Origin of the sequence: Bacteroides sp. AN502(2024), from assembly GCF_041227145.1 — a bacterium.
Classification (GTDB): Bacteria; Bacteroidota; Bacteroidia; order Bacteroidales; family Bacteroidaceae; genus Bacteroides.
This window is the reverse complement of record NZ_JBGFSP010000003.1, coordinates 93,472-109,451: the sequence shown is the minus strand read 5'-3', so window position 1 is coordinate 109,451 and position 15,980 is coordinate 93,472. Positions and strand designations below refer to the sequence as shown.

Below are 15,980 nucleotides of genomic sequence, written 5' to 3'. Positions count from 1 at the left end.
TTGATGAGGCTGTGTCAGAAAAGCGCAGCCTCTTCTTTTTATTTTAATCAGCACAGAATGAATCTGTATTTAAAGAACTTATAGGAGATTTGTGGTGTTTATTTCTACTCGTTCATATCCATGATTCGTTTTTGTTTATCCTGTTTATCATTATACGAGTATTCGAACCTTATTAGTTTTGTCTTCCTAAGAATCTGATAAGTGGCACTTTTCTGAGGTAGAAATGGTTTTCTTGATAAGTTTTGATGGATAGTGTTTTCCGATAAATGCCTAAGTTCAATTGGAACTTATCTTTCAGCAATATTTATTCTCTTCCGTTAAATCAGCTTTCACAAAAACAAAAAAGCATTTTTCAGCCTTTCTTCTTTCTACCCTTTATGCCGTTTCATATGTTCTTTTGATCATTCATTTGATAATTATTTTTTTAATTATAAAGCGTATATACAAAAAATAATTTATTAAACAGTTTGGCATTATTAATAATACGTGTATATTTGCAGCAATTATGATGGCATATTTACTTATTAAACGATAGGTTAACTATAAAAGCAAGAGAATATTAATAAAGAAATTAGCTAAGTTCCAATTGAACTTGGGTAAATATTTAAATAAATTGATTTATTGACAAAAAGTAATACTTATGAAAAAAAGCATTCTTTTATTTGTGCTGTGTCTTTTCTGTTCTATCGGAGCTGTGGCTCAGACAAAAACAATTGCTGGAGTGGTGAGTGATGCTACTGGTGAGCCAATCATCGGAGCGAGTGTTGTCGAGGTAGGTACGACAAATGGTATCATTACTGACATTGATGGTAAATTTACCTTAACTGTGAATTCGAATGGAAAAATTAAAGTTTCGTATATCGGGTATCAAGCGCAAACGATTGATTTAAAAGGAAGGACTTCTTTGAAGATTCAAATGAAAGAAGATTCCGAAATGTTGGAAGAAGTTGTTGTAACAGGTTATGGAGGCAAACAATTACGTACAAAGGTTACCAATTCTATTTCTAAAGTAAATGAAGAATCATTGAAGGTTGGTTTGTTTTCTAATCCGGCTCAAGCGCTTTCGGGTGCAGTTGCCGGTTTGAAAGTGACACAAGCTTCGGGAAGCCCCGGTGCTACTCCGACTATTGTTCTTCGTGGTGGTACGAATTTTAATGGATCGGGATCCCCATTGGTTATTGTTGACGGTCAATTGCGTGATGGATTGCATGATATAAATCCTGAAGACATCGAATCTATGGAAGTCTTAAAAGATGCGGGAGCAACGGCTTTGTATGGTGCCCGTGCATGCAACGGTGTAATTCTTGTCACTACAAAGAGCGGAAAAAAAGGGCATCGTGAGATCAATCTGAAGGTTAAGTTGGGGTTGAATTATATTAATAATCCGTATGAATTTTTGAATGGAGAAGAATTTATCAGCACTTTACGTACTACCTACTCAAAGTCCGGTTATCACTGTAGTGACGGAGAATATGTCTCAATAGCACCTTTGTCAAATCTGACAGGGGCGTCTCCTTTCGGTTTGGGAAATGTATTAGGCAAATCAACATGGAACGTGATGGGGAAAACTGCGGATAACGCTTATTTGGTCCAAAAGCATGGATGGAAAGAGATGATAGATCCTCTTGACCCGACCCAGACAATTATCTATAAGGATATCAATCCTGCCGATTATAACGTGAATAATCCTTCTTTTTCGCAAGATTATAATGTAAATATGTCTGGTGGTGGTGATAAGGCTACCTATTATGCCGGTATTGGATATAATCGTCAGGAAGGATTGCCTGTTGAGACCTATTATGAGCGATATAGTTTTGTTTTGAATGCAAGTTATAACGTTACAGACTGGTTGACATCGACTTCGAATTTTAATTATAATCGTGCGAACTGGAAAAATATGCCGGGATCCAATACGAGTGAAGGGAATTATTTTGGGCGTATTATGTCTACGCCACCTACTGCGCGTTTTGAAGATGAGGAAGGTAACTATACTTTAGGACCGAATGTCGCAGATGGTAATCAGGCTTTCCAGCCGGAGAAATGGACAAACTTTAATCAAACAGATAAGTTTACGATGAGCCAGTCTTTCCAAATAGATATAATGAAAGAATTATTTATAAAGGGAGCTGCCAATTGGTATTATTCAGAAGGATTATATGAAAGCTTTACTAAAGATTATCTGGAAAATATGCTGACTAACAAATACAAGTCAGATCGTAGTACGTCCGCTAAATTTGAGCGTAATTTTGCACAGACCTATAATGCGGTATTGAATTATTCGCAAACATTTCTAAAAGACCATCATGCAAACCTTATGTTAGGAATGGAGTATTATGCGAATGAGAAACGTGGATTCTCGGCTGCAGGTTCCGGTGCTCCGACAGATGATTTCGCGGATTTGGCTTTAACAAATAATGGTGAGAAAAAGCGCACTATCGATTCTTGGCATGAACAATATCGTATTTTGTCATACTTTGGGCGATTGAATTATGATTATAAAGGGAGGTATCTGCTTTCGGCAGTGTTCCGGCATGATGGTTATTCTTCTTTATTGGGAGATAATCGTTGGGGATTTTTTCCAGGACTTTCGGCTGGTTGGATTTTTGGGCAAGAGCAGTTTGTTAAAAATGCTGTTCCTTTTCTGTCGTTTGGTAAATTACGTGCCAGCTATGGTGTGAATGGTAATGCAACAGGAATTGGCGCTTACACGTTGCAAGGTTCTTACGGCTCGGCGGCTTATAATGGTAATACGGGTTTTCTGATAGGTTTACTGCCAAACCCCGGTTTGAGATGGGAAAAAACAAAAACAGCTGAAGTCGGCTTGGATTTGAGCTTCTTTGATAATCGGTTGAATGCCAACTTTACTTTTTATAATCGTTTGACTTCAGATAAGTATGCCGACTTTAGTCTGCCTTCAACAACAGGTTTTTCCTCTATAAAAAATAATAATGGAAAATTTCGTAACAGAGGTATGGAAATAGAACTTTCCGGAAAGATTATTGATACGAAAGATTGGAAATGGAGTATGTCGGGGAATATTGCATACAATAAAAATAAAGTAATTTCTTTACCAGACAATGGATTGGAGCGTAACCGACAAGGTGGACGACAGATCTATACGGGAGAAAAAATAACGAACGAGAATGGTGAGATTGAATATGTGAAGCGTTGGGTCGGTGGTACTCAGGTAGGTATGGAACCAGGTACAATGGTTGTTTATCAGTCTGAAGGCATATATCGTAGTTGGGATGAGATACCCGTGGATTTGGTGGTAGTATCTGGAAATTATTACGGTAAAAAGATGTATGGTCCTGAAGCATGGGGAAAACTGACAAAACAGCAACAAAAGAATGCTTTGCCTATTATGCCTGGTGATATGAAATGGAGAGATATCAATGGTGATAATATCATCGATCAGTATGACCAAGTGGAATTAGGTAATACGATTCCGCATTGGACAGGTGGGTTTAATACGACACTGCGTTGGAAGAATCTGCAACTTTACGGACGTTTTGATTTTGCATTGGATTATTGGATTTATGATCATACGACTCCAGAGACATTCCTTGCTTGCGCGCAAGGTACTTATAATACGACAAAAGATGTATATAATACATGGTCGGAAGACAATCCGAATGCTAAATACCCGCGGTATGTCTATGCTGACGTTTTGACGAATGCCAACTATACCCGTAATTCGACAATGTTTGCTTATAAGGGTAATTATCTGGCTATCCGTGAGTTGTCTCTCACTTATTCGCTTCCCCAGATGTGGGCTAAAAAGATCTTTTGTCAGAAAGTGGATGTGTCTATTACCGGACAGAATTTGGGTTATATAACCTCTGCTAATGTGGCTACTCCTGAAGTTTCCAATGCCGGTTCGGGATATGCCTTGCCGAAAACTCTTTTATTCGGATTAAATGTGACGTTTTAAGTGAATAATTTTTTAAAGAAAAGAATGATGAAAAAAAATATATTATCTGCTGCACTGTTTGTAGCTGTAACGGGAGGAATGTGTATTTCTTGTGCCGACAAGTTGGAACTTTTTCCTATTGATTACTATGGAAGTGGTTCGTATTGGAAAAACGAAGCACACGTGATCGGATATATGGATGGGATTCATAAACATCTGCGTGATGCAACGTTCCAGCATACCTTTTTATGGGGAGAAGCACGTGGAGGAAATTTGAGGCCCGCCGGTACCAGTGCGGATGGAATGGGTATGTTGTATGGAGATATTAAACTCCAGAACTTTGACGAGGCGCATACCGGAGTTTCAAAATTTGGGGATATTTTCGGACGTCTTACCAATATTAACCTCTTTATTGCCCGTGTGACAGATGCTACCTATATCAGTGAGGCAAAGAAAGGATATTATTTAGGACAGGCTTACGGCTTGAGAGCATTTTATTACTTTGATTTGTATCGTACGTATGGCGGTGTTCCATTACGGCTTACGGCAGATGTGGTGGAAGGTGTAATCGACCCTAACTTGCTTTATTTAGGACGTGCGACTCCGCGGGAAGTGATGGTACAAATAAAGAAAGATTTGGATAAATCGTTGGAGTGTTTTGGAGATAACAATTCTTTTGACCCCAATAACAGAGGAAATAAAAAAGGATATTGGTCCAAAGCTGCCACAGAGTGTCTGATGGGAGAAGTATATCTGTGGACATCCAAAGTGACTACTGGCGATGATGTTGCCGATGAAAGTAACTTAGCTATTGCCAAACAGCATTTGCTCTATGTGCTGAATAATTATGGCATTGAACGAATGGATAAGTTTGCGGATGTTTTTGAGGCTAAAAATAATAAAGGTAATAAAGAGGTGATCTTTGCAATCCGTTATGCCGAGGGAGAGGCTACCAATAATAATAACTTATTCACTTACGCTATGGCTACAGGTAGTACGAAAGATCGATATAAGAAAGACGGGGAAAAGTTTCTGGATGCATTGAATATCGGTAGTACCGGTAGCCAGCAATTGGAATACAAAATCGAACTTTATAATAGTTTTGATGACGAAGATACTCGTAAGGATGCTACATTTATAGCTTCCTATAACAAGGATGCAGATACCGGAGAACTGTCTTTACATGGCACACATGTATGCAAGAATATCGGTTATGTGAATTCTGCTGGAACACGTGTCTATTGCGGTGATTACATCATTTATCGTTTGCCATGGGTATGGTTGACGCTTGCTGAAATAGAAAATATGCAAGGAGGGGATGTCGCTACCTATATAAACAAGGTTCGTGAGCGCGCTTATGGCAGTAATTGGGATGAAGAAATTTATGGTTATAAAAACGCAGATTTCACGACGAATGAATTAGCTATACTTCATGAGAAAGATAAAGAGTTTGTACAGGAAGGACAGCGCTGGTGGGATCTTCGTCGTATGACTCTGACTAAGGGTGGCGAACACCTTGTTTTCTGTAAAGAAGGAAGCATCGGTACCGATCAGCCCGTGCTGGACAAGGCTACGGAAACTCATAAAGTGCTTTGGCCAGTGGATGTTACTCTGCTGGGAAACGACCCGTTGATTTATCAGACACCAGGATACGATACGTATAAGCATCAGCCGGAATAAAAAGAGGGTATATGGTGATGAAAAAGCGGGACAGGTACCCATTCTACCTGTCCCGCTTTTTTCTTTCATTTGTGGTGTCTATTTCTACTTACTTATGTCCATGATTCGGTTTTGTTTATCCTGTTTATCATTATACGAGTATTCGAACCTTATTAGTTTTGTCTTCCTAAGAATTTGATAAGCGGCACTTTTCTGAGGTAGAAATGGTTTTCTTGATAAGTTTTGATGGATAGTGTTTTTCCGATAAATGCCTAAGTTCGATTAGAACTTATCTTTCGGAAATAGTTGTGGTTTTTCCTGCAAATTCAGCTATTGTAATTGCAATATGAAAAAATAACTTCCAAAGGAATACCCATTATTTACTTGATGAATGAATATGCAGGCATAGTATTAACAACGTAATTTAATTAAAGAATCCTAACTTAATAGCGTTTATAAATAAAATAATTTATTAATTTACTTGCTATTATTAATAATGTTTGTATATTTGCGGCGTATTAAGAAATAGATATGGATAGTTAATCCTAAATGTATCAATGAAACAGAAGAAATCCTTATATAAAAACTCATCTGAGTTCTAATCGAACTTAGGTGAGATGTGTGAACAAATCTTTTTTATTAATTAAAAGTAATACTTATGAAAAGAAACATCTTTTTGTTGGTGTTGTGCTTATTTGGCTTGATAGGGGCTATGGCACAGACAAAAACTGCTACAGGTGTGGTTACTGATCAGGCGGGTGAGACTGTTATCGGTGCGTCCGTAATTGTGAAAGGTACCACAAATGGTACCATTACGGATATGGATGGTAAATTTGCCTTAAGTAATGTGAAGGACGGAGATATGATCCAAATATCTTTTGTCGGTTATAAAACACAGGAAGTTAAGTTTGCCGGACAAATGTTGAATGTCATTTTACAGGATGACACAGAAGTTTTGGATGAAGTGGTAGTTACAGGTTATGGTGGCTCTCAGAAACGTGCCACGTTGACGACTGCAATTTCAAAGCTAGACAATACCGTGTTGAAGAATGCGGCATTTAGTAACGCCGGCCAGTCTTTGCAGGGGTCAGTGACAGGACTTCGGGTGGTAAATACTACCGGTCAGCCGGGTACAAATCCGGATATTACATTACGTGGTGGAGCGACTATCACTGGTGATAACAGCAATGCTTTGGTTGTTGTGGATGGTATCGTACGTAACAGTATGTCGGATGTCAACCCTTCTGATATCGAATCGATTCAAATTCTGAAAGATGCGGCTTCTACGGCTATTTACGGAGCTCGTGCGAACGGTGGTGTTATCCTGATTGAAACGAAAAGTGGAAAGGAAGGAAAAACGTCTGTCAATTACAAGTTCAAGATTGGTAAGAACTTTACCCGTAAAGGATATGATTTTGTAAATGCGGAAGACTATATCTATTACAATCGTCTGGGTATGCTTCGCAGCAACCAGGCAAGAGAGGGAGGCTTTAAATTAACCGATGTAGATGCACAGGCAGGATATGGTGTGGGTAATGCATTATACGATATCCGTTATCTGACAGATGAAACAGCTCATCTTAAAGATGAAGGGTGGTCTGTAATGAACGACCCTTATTATGAGGGAAAGCAACTGTTGTTTAGAGATTATAGTGGACAGTTGGACGAGGAGGTGTTTAGCAACAGTGCCATTACGCAGGACCATTACATGAATATTACAGGCGGTAATGAGAAAAGCACCTTTGCAAGTAGTCTGGGATACTATAATGAAGACGGTATGATTAAAGGAACGGGTTTTAAACGTTTCAGCGGTTCGTTCAATGGAACATATAAGATATTTCCTTTCCTGAATGTGAAAGCTGGAGTATCTTATGTATGGTCAACGAGACCGGAGTTGTGGATTGGTACGTATGAGTTCTTCTATCGTACACGTTCACAGCGTCCTACATGGAATCCTTGGATGGAAGACGGTTCTCCTGCATCGGGAGGAGGTACCGGAGATGGCAACCCTGCTTACTACCGCGACCGTCTGACACAAAAGAACAGTACAGGACGTACTACTTATAACATGGGTTTCACGTTGGATATTCTTCCAAAGGAACTGGTGTTGAATGGAAATGCTTCTTTATTGAACTATCAGTATCAGAGAGAGAAATTTGACAAGGCATATCAAACGCAGACATCTTCTACTCCCAATACAACTCGCAATGCGGAAGCTTGGATTCAAAAGTACAATCAGATTCAGCTTAATGCTTCATTGACATATACCAAGACATTTGCCGAAAAGCATAACTTGGATGCAATGATTGGCGGAGAGTATTATACGTACAATCAGTTTGATATGGAAGCTAAAACTCAAGGTTCTCCTACAGACGATGTCGCAACCTTGAATGTCGGTTCTGAAAGGACTTTCACTCGTACGGAGAAAACGGCTTATCGTATTCTTTCCGGTTTCGGTCGTGTTAATTATAACTACAACATGAAATATCTGTTGTCTTTCACGGCTCGTTATGACGGAATTTCTCGTTTGAAAGACAATCGTTGGGGATTCTTCCCGGGAATATCTGTAGGGTGGAATATCATGGAAGAAGATTTCTGGAAAGAATCCAAAGTGTCCGATGTCATTTCCAATTTGAAACCGCGTCTCAGTTACGGTGTGAACGGTAATGTTAATGGTATCAAAAACTTTGAAGTCTATGGAGAATATGCACAGGTAGAAGCTAAAACTTATGCCGGGGCAACGGCTCTTTATAATTCGAAATTGCTCAATACCAACTTGCGCTGGGAGCAGAGCCAGACCTTTGAGGTGGGATTGGATATCGGATTCCTACAGAACAGACTTTCTTTTATTCTCGACTTCTACAGTCGTCGTACAAAAGATTTGCTGACTAAGCAGGCGTTGCCCGGATATACCGGATTCTCGGATATTGTTACTAATATGGGTACATTGCGTAACTCCGGTTTTGAAGCAGAAGTGAAAGCAAACATTATCAATAAAGGTGGTTTCACTTGGGACATGAGTGCTAATATCACTTCAGTTGCCAATAAAATCATAGCATTGCCTTATAACGGAGTTGAGAACAATCGCGTGGGTGGTTATGAAGTGGCTGCCGGCAAAGTAGATGCTAATGGCGAATTCCCCAAAAAATGGATCGCCGGTCGCCAAGAAGGTGGTAAACTGGGCGAGCTGGTAGGCTACAAGCAGTTGCACGTGTTTAGAGACTGGGACGATGTAAAAGAACATGCTAATCTTCGGATTGACGAAGTGGCTAACTTGTATGGTCCGGGATTAGCTGATCAGATCAATCCTGTTACCGGTAAGAAATACAAAGAATCTGCCGGATGGCAGCCTATTGAACCGGGTGATGCATGCTGGGAAGACATCAATGGCGATAACATAATCAATGGTTACGACCGTTCTATCATGGGTAATATCTTCCCGAACATTACCGGTGGTTTTTCCACTACTTTCGGATATAAAGGCTTGTCGTTGTATGCTCGTTTCGACTATGCTTTGGGACATACGTTGTATAACGACTTGAAGGCGCGTTCTTTAGGACAATATCAGGGACAATTCAACATCATTACGGATGTAAAAGATATGTGGAGCGAAGCAAATCCGAATTCAGATCTGACAAAATTCTACTATGCTGACCAGTTGAGTAAAAAGAATATCACTCGTTCTAATAATGCTTCAACGGCTGCCGACAATAATAGTTCTCGTTATTACGAAAAAGGGGATTATCTGGCATTGCGTGAAATCACACTAAGCTATCAGTTGCCCAAATCACTTATCAGTAAGGCACATCTGTCAGAGGCATCTGTATATATGACAGGTCAGAACTTATTCTATGTAACCGGATATAGCGGTGTATCTCCTGAGCCTGCCGTATCGACCACATACGCTCGCGGTATCGACAATGGGCGTTATCCTACTCCAAGAACACTCTTGTTCGGTTTATCTCTAACATTCTAATTTAAAAGGACTTAAAAAGGAATAGAATTATGAAAAATATATTCAAATATTTATGGGCAAGCGCAGCTTTGCTGCCTTTCCTGACAGGATGTAACTCTTTGGATCTGGAGTCGGAAAGTACAATAACCGATGCCAACTATTGGAAGAGCGACACGCACTTCAGTGCTTTCAATGTAGGTTTGCATGCACAACTCAGAGAGCGTTCTTACAATTTTTTCATATTGGGTGAGCCTCGTGCCGATATCTATGGTGATACACCGTTCGGTGGTGAGGCAACTCAGGGCATGGAAATCTTCCCCGCTAATTCGCTGAACAGGGAAAACGTAGGACTCAGCAATTTTGCCAATTTGTATGGAGTTATCAATCAGATAAACCTGATGATTGCCAAAACGGAAGAAACCGGATTGCTGGCCGAAGCCACCAAGAACTATTATTTGGGAGAAGCTTATGGAATGCGTGCTTTCCTTTACTTTCACTTGCTCCGCTCATGGGGAGATGTCATTCTGCATTTGACTTACACCAGTGGCTCGACCATTGATTTGGCAAATATACAGAAGGCTGCTTCTCCGGCAAAGGACGTGATGGCCCGTATCAAAGAAGACATTGCTGCGTCTGAGGCGGCATTTAAGGGCGATTATTCCTATAAGTTCGGAAAACATTATTGGTCGTTGGGAGCTACAAAAATGCTGAAAGGTGAAGTATACTTGTGGAGTGGCAAGCAAATGGGTGGCGGTGATGCCGACTACCGCATTGCTAAAGGGGCTTTGCAGGAAGTGAACAATTGTCCGGGTATCGGTCTGGAAGACCACTTTACTGATGTTTTCGCTTTTGCCAACAAGAAAAATAAAGAAATAATCTTCACCATTCATAACGGACGTGATGAGTATAATCTGTGGGGAAATACCAATTATAGAAATAATCTTGTTCCTCAGCAGGCTTACATGACTTCCGGCAATTATTTTGATGAGAATGGAGTTTCGTATGCTCATACGAAAGAGGCTGAAATGAATGGTTTGATAAGACTTCAGATTAAGGGAGATTTCTTTTATAAAGTATTCCGTGAGGGGGATACTCGTAAAGCCGGTTCGGTGAAAGCTGTTTATACGAAAAATGGGGAAGACCTGGTATATAAGGCTTGTATTCCTTATAAATTCCAAGGTACGATGTTGCCCGGTAGCTCAGAGCGTGCATGGATAGACGATTATCCTATTTATCGGTATGCCGATTGCCTACTGCTTTTGGCAGAAGCCAAAGCTTTGTTAGGCGAAGATATCACTACGGAAATTAATACAGTCCGTAAGCGTGCCTACGGTGAAACTTATTTCGAGGCAAATAAAGCAACGGTGGCCTATCCGAATGAAAAAGGCGGTGATTTTTATTCCGACAATCCGTTTATGGCAGGTGATGATGACCCTATTGAAGCAATTCTGAAAGAACGTTTGCGTGAATTTATGTATGAAGGAAAACGCTGGTACGATCTGCGCACGTTAGGCTATACGTCCAAATATTCTACAGCCAATGAAAAGCGGTTGTTATGGCCGATTGATGCGAATACACTGACTAATAACGATGAGTTGGAACAGACCGAAGGCTATCGCGATTGATGTTTTTTAGTTAGTCGCATAACTGAAAAATAAGGAGAGGGGCTGTTTAACAAGTCTCAGAAATAGAAAATCACCCCTGCCAGAATATGTTTTGGCAGGGGTGAAATTGTTAAGATATGGCTTGTTAGACAGCCTCTCTTTCTTGGTTTTATAAATTCAGCTTTTTATAATAAATTGTTTTATTAATATGACGGTCATTTATTATATTTTTTATATATTTGTGGCCTAAAACATTTAAATAATACCATGAAGAAGAATCTATTTCTAGTAATCATCTTTTCTTTCTGCGGATTTTTGCAGTCAATGGCATCGGATACTGTATTTGTGCGTGAAACTCAGATCCCTGTTTTGATTGAACGACAAGACAATGTGTTGTTTATGTTGCGTTTGAACGCCAAAGAGAGTCGTACTTTGGATGAAGTGATTTTAAATTTTGGCAAGGAGGTGAATTTGGCGGATATACAGTCCGTTAAGTTATATTATAGTGGGACGGAAGCCCGTCAAAACTACGGTAAGAATCTCTTCGCTCCCGTATTTTACATTTCCAGTCATACACCGGGAAAGACATTGTCGGCGAATCTTTCCTATTCGATTCATAAGTCGCAAGTGGATCATCCGAAGCGGGAAGTCACCTTGAAAGCCGACCAGAGACTTTTCCCCGGAATCAATTATTTCTGGATTAGTTTGCAAATGAAGCCGGATGCTTCTTTGCTCGATAAGATTTCGGCTGATGTTGTAACAGTCAAGATGGATGGTAAAGCAGCCCTTGTGCATACAGTTTCCCCGGAAAATATAGCTCATAGGGTAGGAGTGGGTGTACGTCATGCCGGTGACGACGGTTCGGCAGCCTTCCGTATTCCGGGACTGGCAACGACCAATAAGGGGACGTTGCTGGGCGTATATGATGTACGTTATAATAACAGTGCCGATTTGCAGGAACATGTAGACGTAGGTTTGAGCCGCAGCGTAGACGGTGGTAAAACCTGGGAGAAGATGCGTTTGCCCTTGGCTTTCGGTGAAACGGGCGATCTCCCTGCTGCGCAGAATGGTGTCGGCGACCCTTCGATTCTGGTGGATACCCAGACCAATACAGTGTGGGTGGTAGCAGCTTGGACACATGGGATGGGGAATCAGCGTGCCTGGTGGAGTTCTTATCCGGGAATGGATATGAATCATACGGCCCAGTTAGTAATGTCCAAGAGTACGGACGACGGTAAAACATGGTCGAAGCCTATTAATATCACAGAACAGGTGAAAGATCCTTCCTGGTATTTCCTGCTGCAAGGGCCGGGACGCGGCATCACCATGCAAGACGGTACACTGGTATTCCCGATTCAGTTTATCGATTCTACCCGTGTTCCGAATGCGGGAATCATGTATAGCAAAGACCGTGGCGAAACATGGAAAATCCATAATTACGCACGTACCAATACAACAGAAGCCCAGGTAGCGGAAGTAGAACCGGGCGTATTGATGCTGAACATGAGAGATAACCGTGGCGGCAGTCGTGCTGTTGCTATCACCAAGGATTTGGGCAAGACCTGGACAGAACACTCTTCTTCCCGCAAAGCTTTGCAGGAGCCGGTTTGTATGGCAAGTTTGATTAGCGTAAAAGCGAAAGAGAATGTGTTGAACAAGGATATTCTTTTATTCTCCAACCCGAATACGGTGAAAGGTCGTCACCACATCACCATCAAAGCAAGTCTGGACGGTGGTATCACCTGGCTGCCCGAACATCAGGTGATGTTGGACGAAGGTGACGGATGGGGATATTCTTGTCTGACGATGATTGACAAAGAGACGGTTGGTATACTGTATGAAAGCAGTGTAGCCCACATGACTTTCCAGGCTATCCGGTTGAAGGATATAATCAAATAAAGTGATACACACGACCTGTAATCATGAAAAACAAATTCATATTATTCATATCTTTGACAATTAACTTATGCACAATTTCTGTGGTAAAAGCAGGTGATTGCCACCTGCTCCCCCAACCACAAAAGTTTACCCCTTCTCATACTTGGTTTCAAGTGAATAATGTGCGGCTTTCCACTCCTGTGCTTCAGCAGGAGTGGGAAGCTTTTGTTTCTGAAATGGGAGGGACTGTCTCGCCGAAGGCAACCGGCAGCATTGACGTGAAACTGCTGCCTTCTCTCCTCGGAATACCGATGAATCAGGAGGAAGCCTATCGGCTGAGTGTGACAAAAAAGCGGATCACCGTTGAGGCCGTTACCCAACGTGGTGTTTATTGGGCCCTGCAGACGTTAAGGCAACTGGCGGAGAAAAGGAACTCAAAAATGCAGATTCGGGGAGCTGAAATCGTCGACTGGCCGGCTTTCCGTATTCGCGGATTTATGCAGGACGTAGGGCGGAGTTACATTTCACTCGAAGAGCTCAAGCGTGAAATAGCCGTACTTGCTAAGTTCAAAATCAACGTCTTCCATTGGCATCTGACCGAAAACCAGTCCTGGCGACTGGAAAGCAAGATATTCCCGATGTTGAACGATAGTGCAAACACTACCCGGATGCCCGGCAAATATTACACGCTGGAAGAAGCCAAAGAACTGGTCGCATTCTGCAAGGCACATCACGTGATGTTGATTCCCGAGATAGATATGCCGGGACACAGCGCAGCCTTTGTACGTACCTTCCGCCACGATATGCAAAGCCCTGAAGGGATGAAGATATTAAAACTCCTGTTGGATGAAGTCTGTGAAACGTTTGATGTACCTTATTTGCATATCGGCACAGATGAAGTGAAGTTTACCAACCCTCGTTTTGTTCCCGAAATGGTGGCCTATGTACGTTCCAAAGGTAAGAAAGTGATTTCTTGGAATCCGGGCTGGCACTACAAACCCGGAGAAATAGACATGACCCAGCTATGGAGTTATCGTGGAAAGGCGCAGGAAGGTATTCCCGCCATTGATTCACGTTTCCATTACCTGAACCATTTTGATACCTTCGGTGATATCATCGCATTGTACAACAGCCGTATATATAATCAGGAACAGGGAAGTGATGACCTTGCAGGAACCATTCTGGCTATTTGGAATGACCGGTTGATCCATACCGAGTGGGAGATGATTATTGAGAATAATTTCTATCCCAACATGTTGGCTGTGGCAGAGCGTGCCTGGAGAGGTGGCGGAACGGAATATTTTGATAAGAACGGAACATTGCTTCCTACCGATGAACAGTCGGAGCTGTTCAGAAACTTCGCCGATTTTGAGCATCGTCTGTTGTGGCATAAGGAACATACTTTTGCCGGTTATCCTTTTGCATACGTCCGTCAGACAAATGTGAAATGGAACATTACGGACGCTTTCCCGAATGGAGGAGATTTGGCAAAGGCTTTCCCGCCGGAAGAGTCCTTGCGGGATAGTTACACGTATGAAGGAAAGACATACCATGTACGTCCTGCCATTGGTGCCGGCATTTACTTGCGGCACGTATGGGGAACGCTTGTTCCCGGATTCTATAAAGAACCGGAAGAGAACCATACAGCCTATGCCTACACCTATGTCTATTCGCTGAAAGAACAGACAGCCGGCCTGTGGGTTGAATTCCAGAATTACAGCCGTTCGGAGGCCGACCTTCCCCCTTTGCAAGGGAAATGGGACTATAAAGGGAGCCGTATCTGGATCAACGAGCAGGAGGTATTGCCGCCCGTGTGGACAGCCACCCACCGGACTAAAAGTAATGAAATCGCTTTGGGCAACGAAAACTGTGTAGTGCGTCCCCCTTTGGAGGTTCATCTGCAAAAGGGGTGGAATAAAGTGTTGATGAAATTGCCGGTAGGCAAATTCACTTCTCCCGAGGTCCGGTTGGTAAAATGGATGTTTACAGCTGTTTTTGTTGATCCGGACGGTCGGAAAGCATTGGACGGGCTTGTTTATTCACCGGACAAGACCTTGAAATAGCAAAGCATAGGTGAAAAATGCTTTTATAGATCTACGCCGGGGTAAAACAGACGTGCAAAATCGAAAACAAGGTGTTGAAAACCATAAAACGAGTGTGTAAAATCGAAAAAAAGTATATTTATGATGGAAAACAGAGGTGCAATGACGAAAAAAGGAGTTGTGAGAATGAAAAACAGATATGTCAATGAGCCCATAAAAGGAATAGGCTGTAAGAAGTTCTTTTTTGTAGTGCTCGTATTGTTTCTGGCAGGGGTATGCCGTGCGCAGGAACGCAAATATTCTACGTTTTATTACCAGCGTGCCACCTTGTTTGAAGAACTGCCTGTCACTTCCCATGACATTATTTTCTTGGGAAACAGTATCACGAACGGTGCCGAATGGTCGGAGCTGTTTCATAACAAACATGTCAAGAACCGCGGAATCAGTGGGGATATCTGTATGGGGGTATATGACCGGCTGGATGCTATTCTGAAAGGCAAACCGGCTAAGATATTTCTTCTGATAGGCATTAATGACGTTAGTCGGGGAACTGTCGCCGATACCATTGTAGCCCGTATCGGCCTGATTGTTCAAAAGATAAAGGCGGATTCGCCGAAGACAAAGCTGTATCTGCAAAGTGTTCTTCCGGTGACCGATCATTACGGTATGTTCAAAGGGCATACTTCGCGCTGGCAGGTGGTTCCCGAAATCAATAGGGGATTGGTTCGTCTGGCAGAAAAAGAGGGAGTGACTTACATCGATTTGTACGCTCATTTTGTAGACGGGCAAACCGGAAAGATGGACACTGCTTATACGAATGACGGACTGCATCTTCTCGGAAAAGGCTATCGGAAATGGGTGGAAATTGTCAAACCTTACATCGGAAAGAAGTAAAGATTGGAAGGAGATAAAAGTCAAGGAAACAAAAA

Annotated in this window: 7 protein-coding genes; all 7 read left to right on the top strand. The window is 41.8% G+C overall.

Annotated features, from left to right (window positions below; all coding sequences use genetic code 11):
• The first annotated feature begins 640 nt into the window (after positions 1-640).
• Complete coding sequence (locus tag AB9N12_RS00440) at positions 641-3,934, top strand: SusC/RagA family TonB-linked outer membrane protein (protein ID WP_369888985.1); 3,294 nt, start codon at positions 641-643, stop codon at positions 3,932-3,934.
• Positions 3,935-3,958: 24 nt separating this feature from the next.
• Complete coding sequence (locus tag AB9N12_RS00435; RefSeq protein ID WP_369888984.1) at positions 3,959-5,593, top strand: RagB/SusD family nutrient uptake outer membrane protein; 1,635 nt, start codon at positions 3,959-3,961, stop codon at positions 5,591-5,593.
• A gap of 637 nt (positions 5,594-6,230) precedes the next feature.
• A complete protein-coding gene (locus AB9N12_RS00430; RefSeq protein WP_369888983.1) occupies positions 6,231-9,548 on the top strand; it encodes a SusC/RagA family TonB-linked outer membrane protein in 3,318 nt (1,105 codons plus the stop codon).
• Between the two features lie 29 nt (positions 9,549-9,577).
• Positions 9,578-11,152 carry a SusD family outer membrane lipoprotein NanU gene (gene nanU / locus AB9N12_RS00425; protein ID WP_369888982.1) on the top strand — a complete coding sequence of 525 codons (1,575 nt, stop codon included), beginning with the start codon at positions 9,578-9,580 and terminating at the stop codon, positions 11,150-11,152.
• A gap of 246 nt (positions 11,153-11,398) precedes the next feature.
• Complete coding sequence (locus tag AB9N12_RS00420; protein ID WP_369888981.1) at positions 11,399-13,030, top strand: BNR-repeat neuraminidase N-terminal domain-containing protein; 1,632 nt, start codon at positions 11,399-11,401, stop codon at positions 13,028-13,030.
• A gap of 23 nt (positions 13,031-13,053) precedes the next feature.
• Complete coding sequence (locus AB9N12_RS00415) at positions 13,054-15,072, top strand: family 20 glycosylhydrolase (RefSeq protein WP_369888980.1); 2,019 nt, start codon at positions 13,054-13,056, stop codon at positions 15,070-15,072.
• A 165-nt stretch (positions 15,073-15,237) separates the two neighbouring features.
• The gene (locus AB9N12_RS00410) at positions 15,238-15,945 is read left to right on the top strand and encodes an SGNH/GDSL hydrolase family protein (protein ID WP_369892768.1); all 708 of its coding nucleotides are present in this window, start codon (positions 15,238-15,240) and stop codon (positions 15,943-15,945) included.
• Positions 15,946-15,980: the final 35 nt, after the last annotated feature.

Bases quoted from the DNA above. Each gene is read 5' to 3' on its own strand.
- AB9N12_RS00410 (WP_369892768.1), top strand. From the start codon at position 15,238: ATGAAAAACAGATATGTCAATGAGCCCATAAAAGGAATAGGCTGTAAG.
- AB9N12_RS00435 (WP_369888984.1), top strand. From the start codon at position 3,959: ATGATGAAAAAAAATATATTATCTGCTGCACTGTTTGTAGCTGTAACG.
- AB9N12_RS00420 (WP_369888981.1), top strand. From the start codon at position 11,399: ATGAAGAAGAATCTATTTCTAGTAATCATCTTTTCTTTCTGCGGATTT.
- AB9N12_RS00415 (WP_369888980.1), top strand. From the start codon at position 13,054: ATGAAAAACAAATTCATATTATTCATATCTTTGACAATTAACTTATGC.
- nanU (WP_369888982.1), top strand. From the start codon at position 9,578: ATGAAAAATATATTCAAATATTTATGGGCAAGCGCAGCTTTGCTGCCT.
- AB9N12_RS00440 (WP_369888985.1), top strand. From the start codon at position 641: ATGAAAAAAAGCATTCTTTTATTTGTGCTGTGTCTTTTCTGTTCTATC.
- AB9N12_RS00430 (WP_369888983.1), top strand. From the start codon at position 6,231: ATGAAAAGAAACATCTTTTTGTTGGTGTTGTGCTTATTTGGCTTGATA.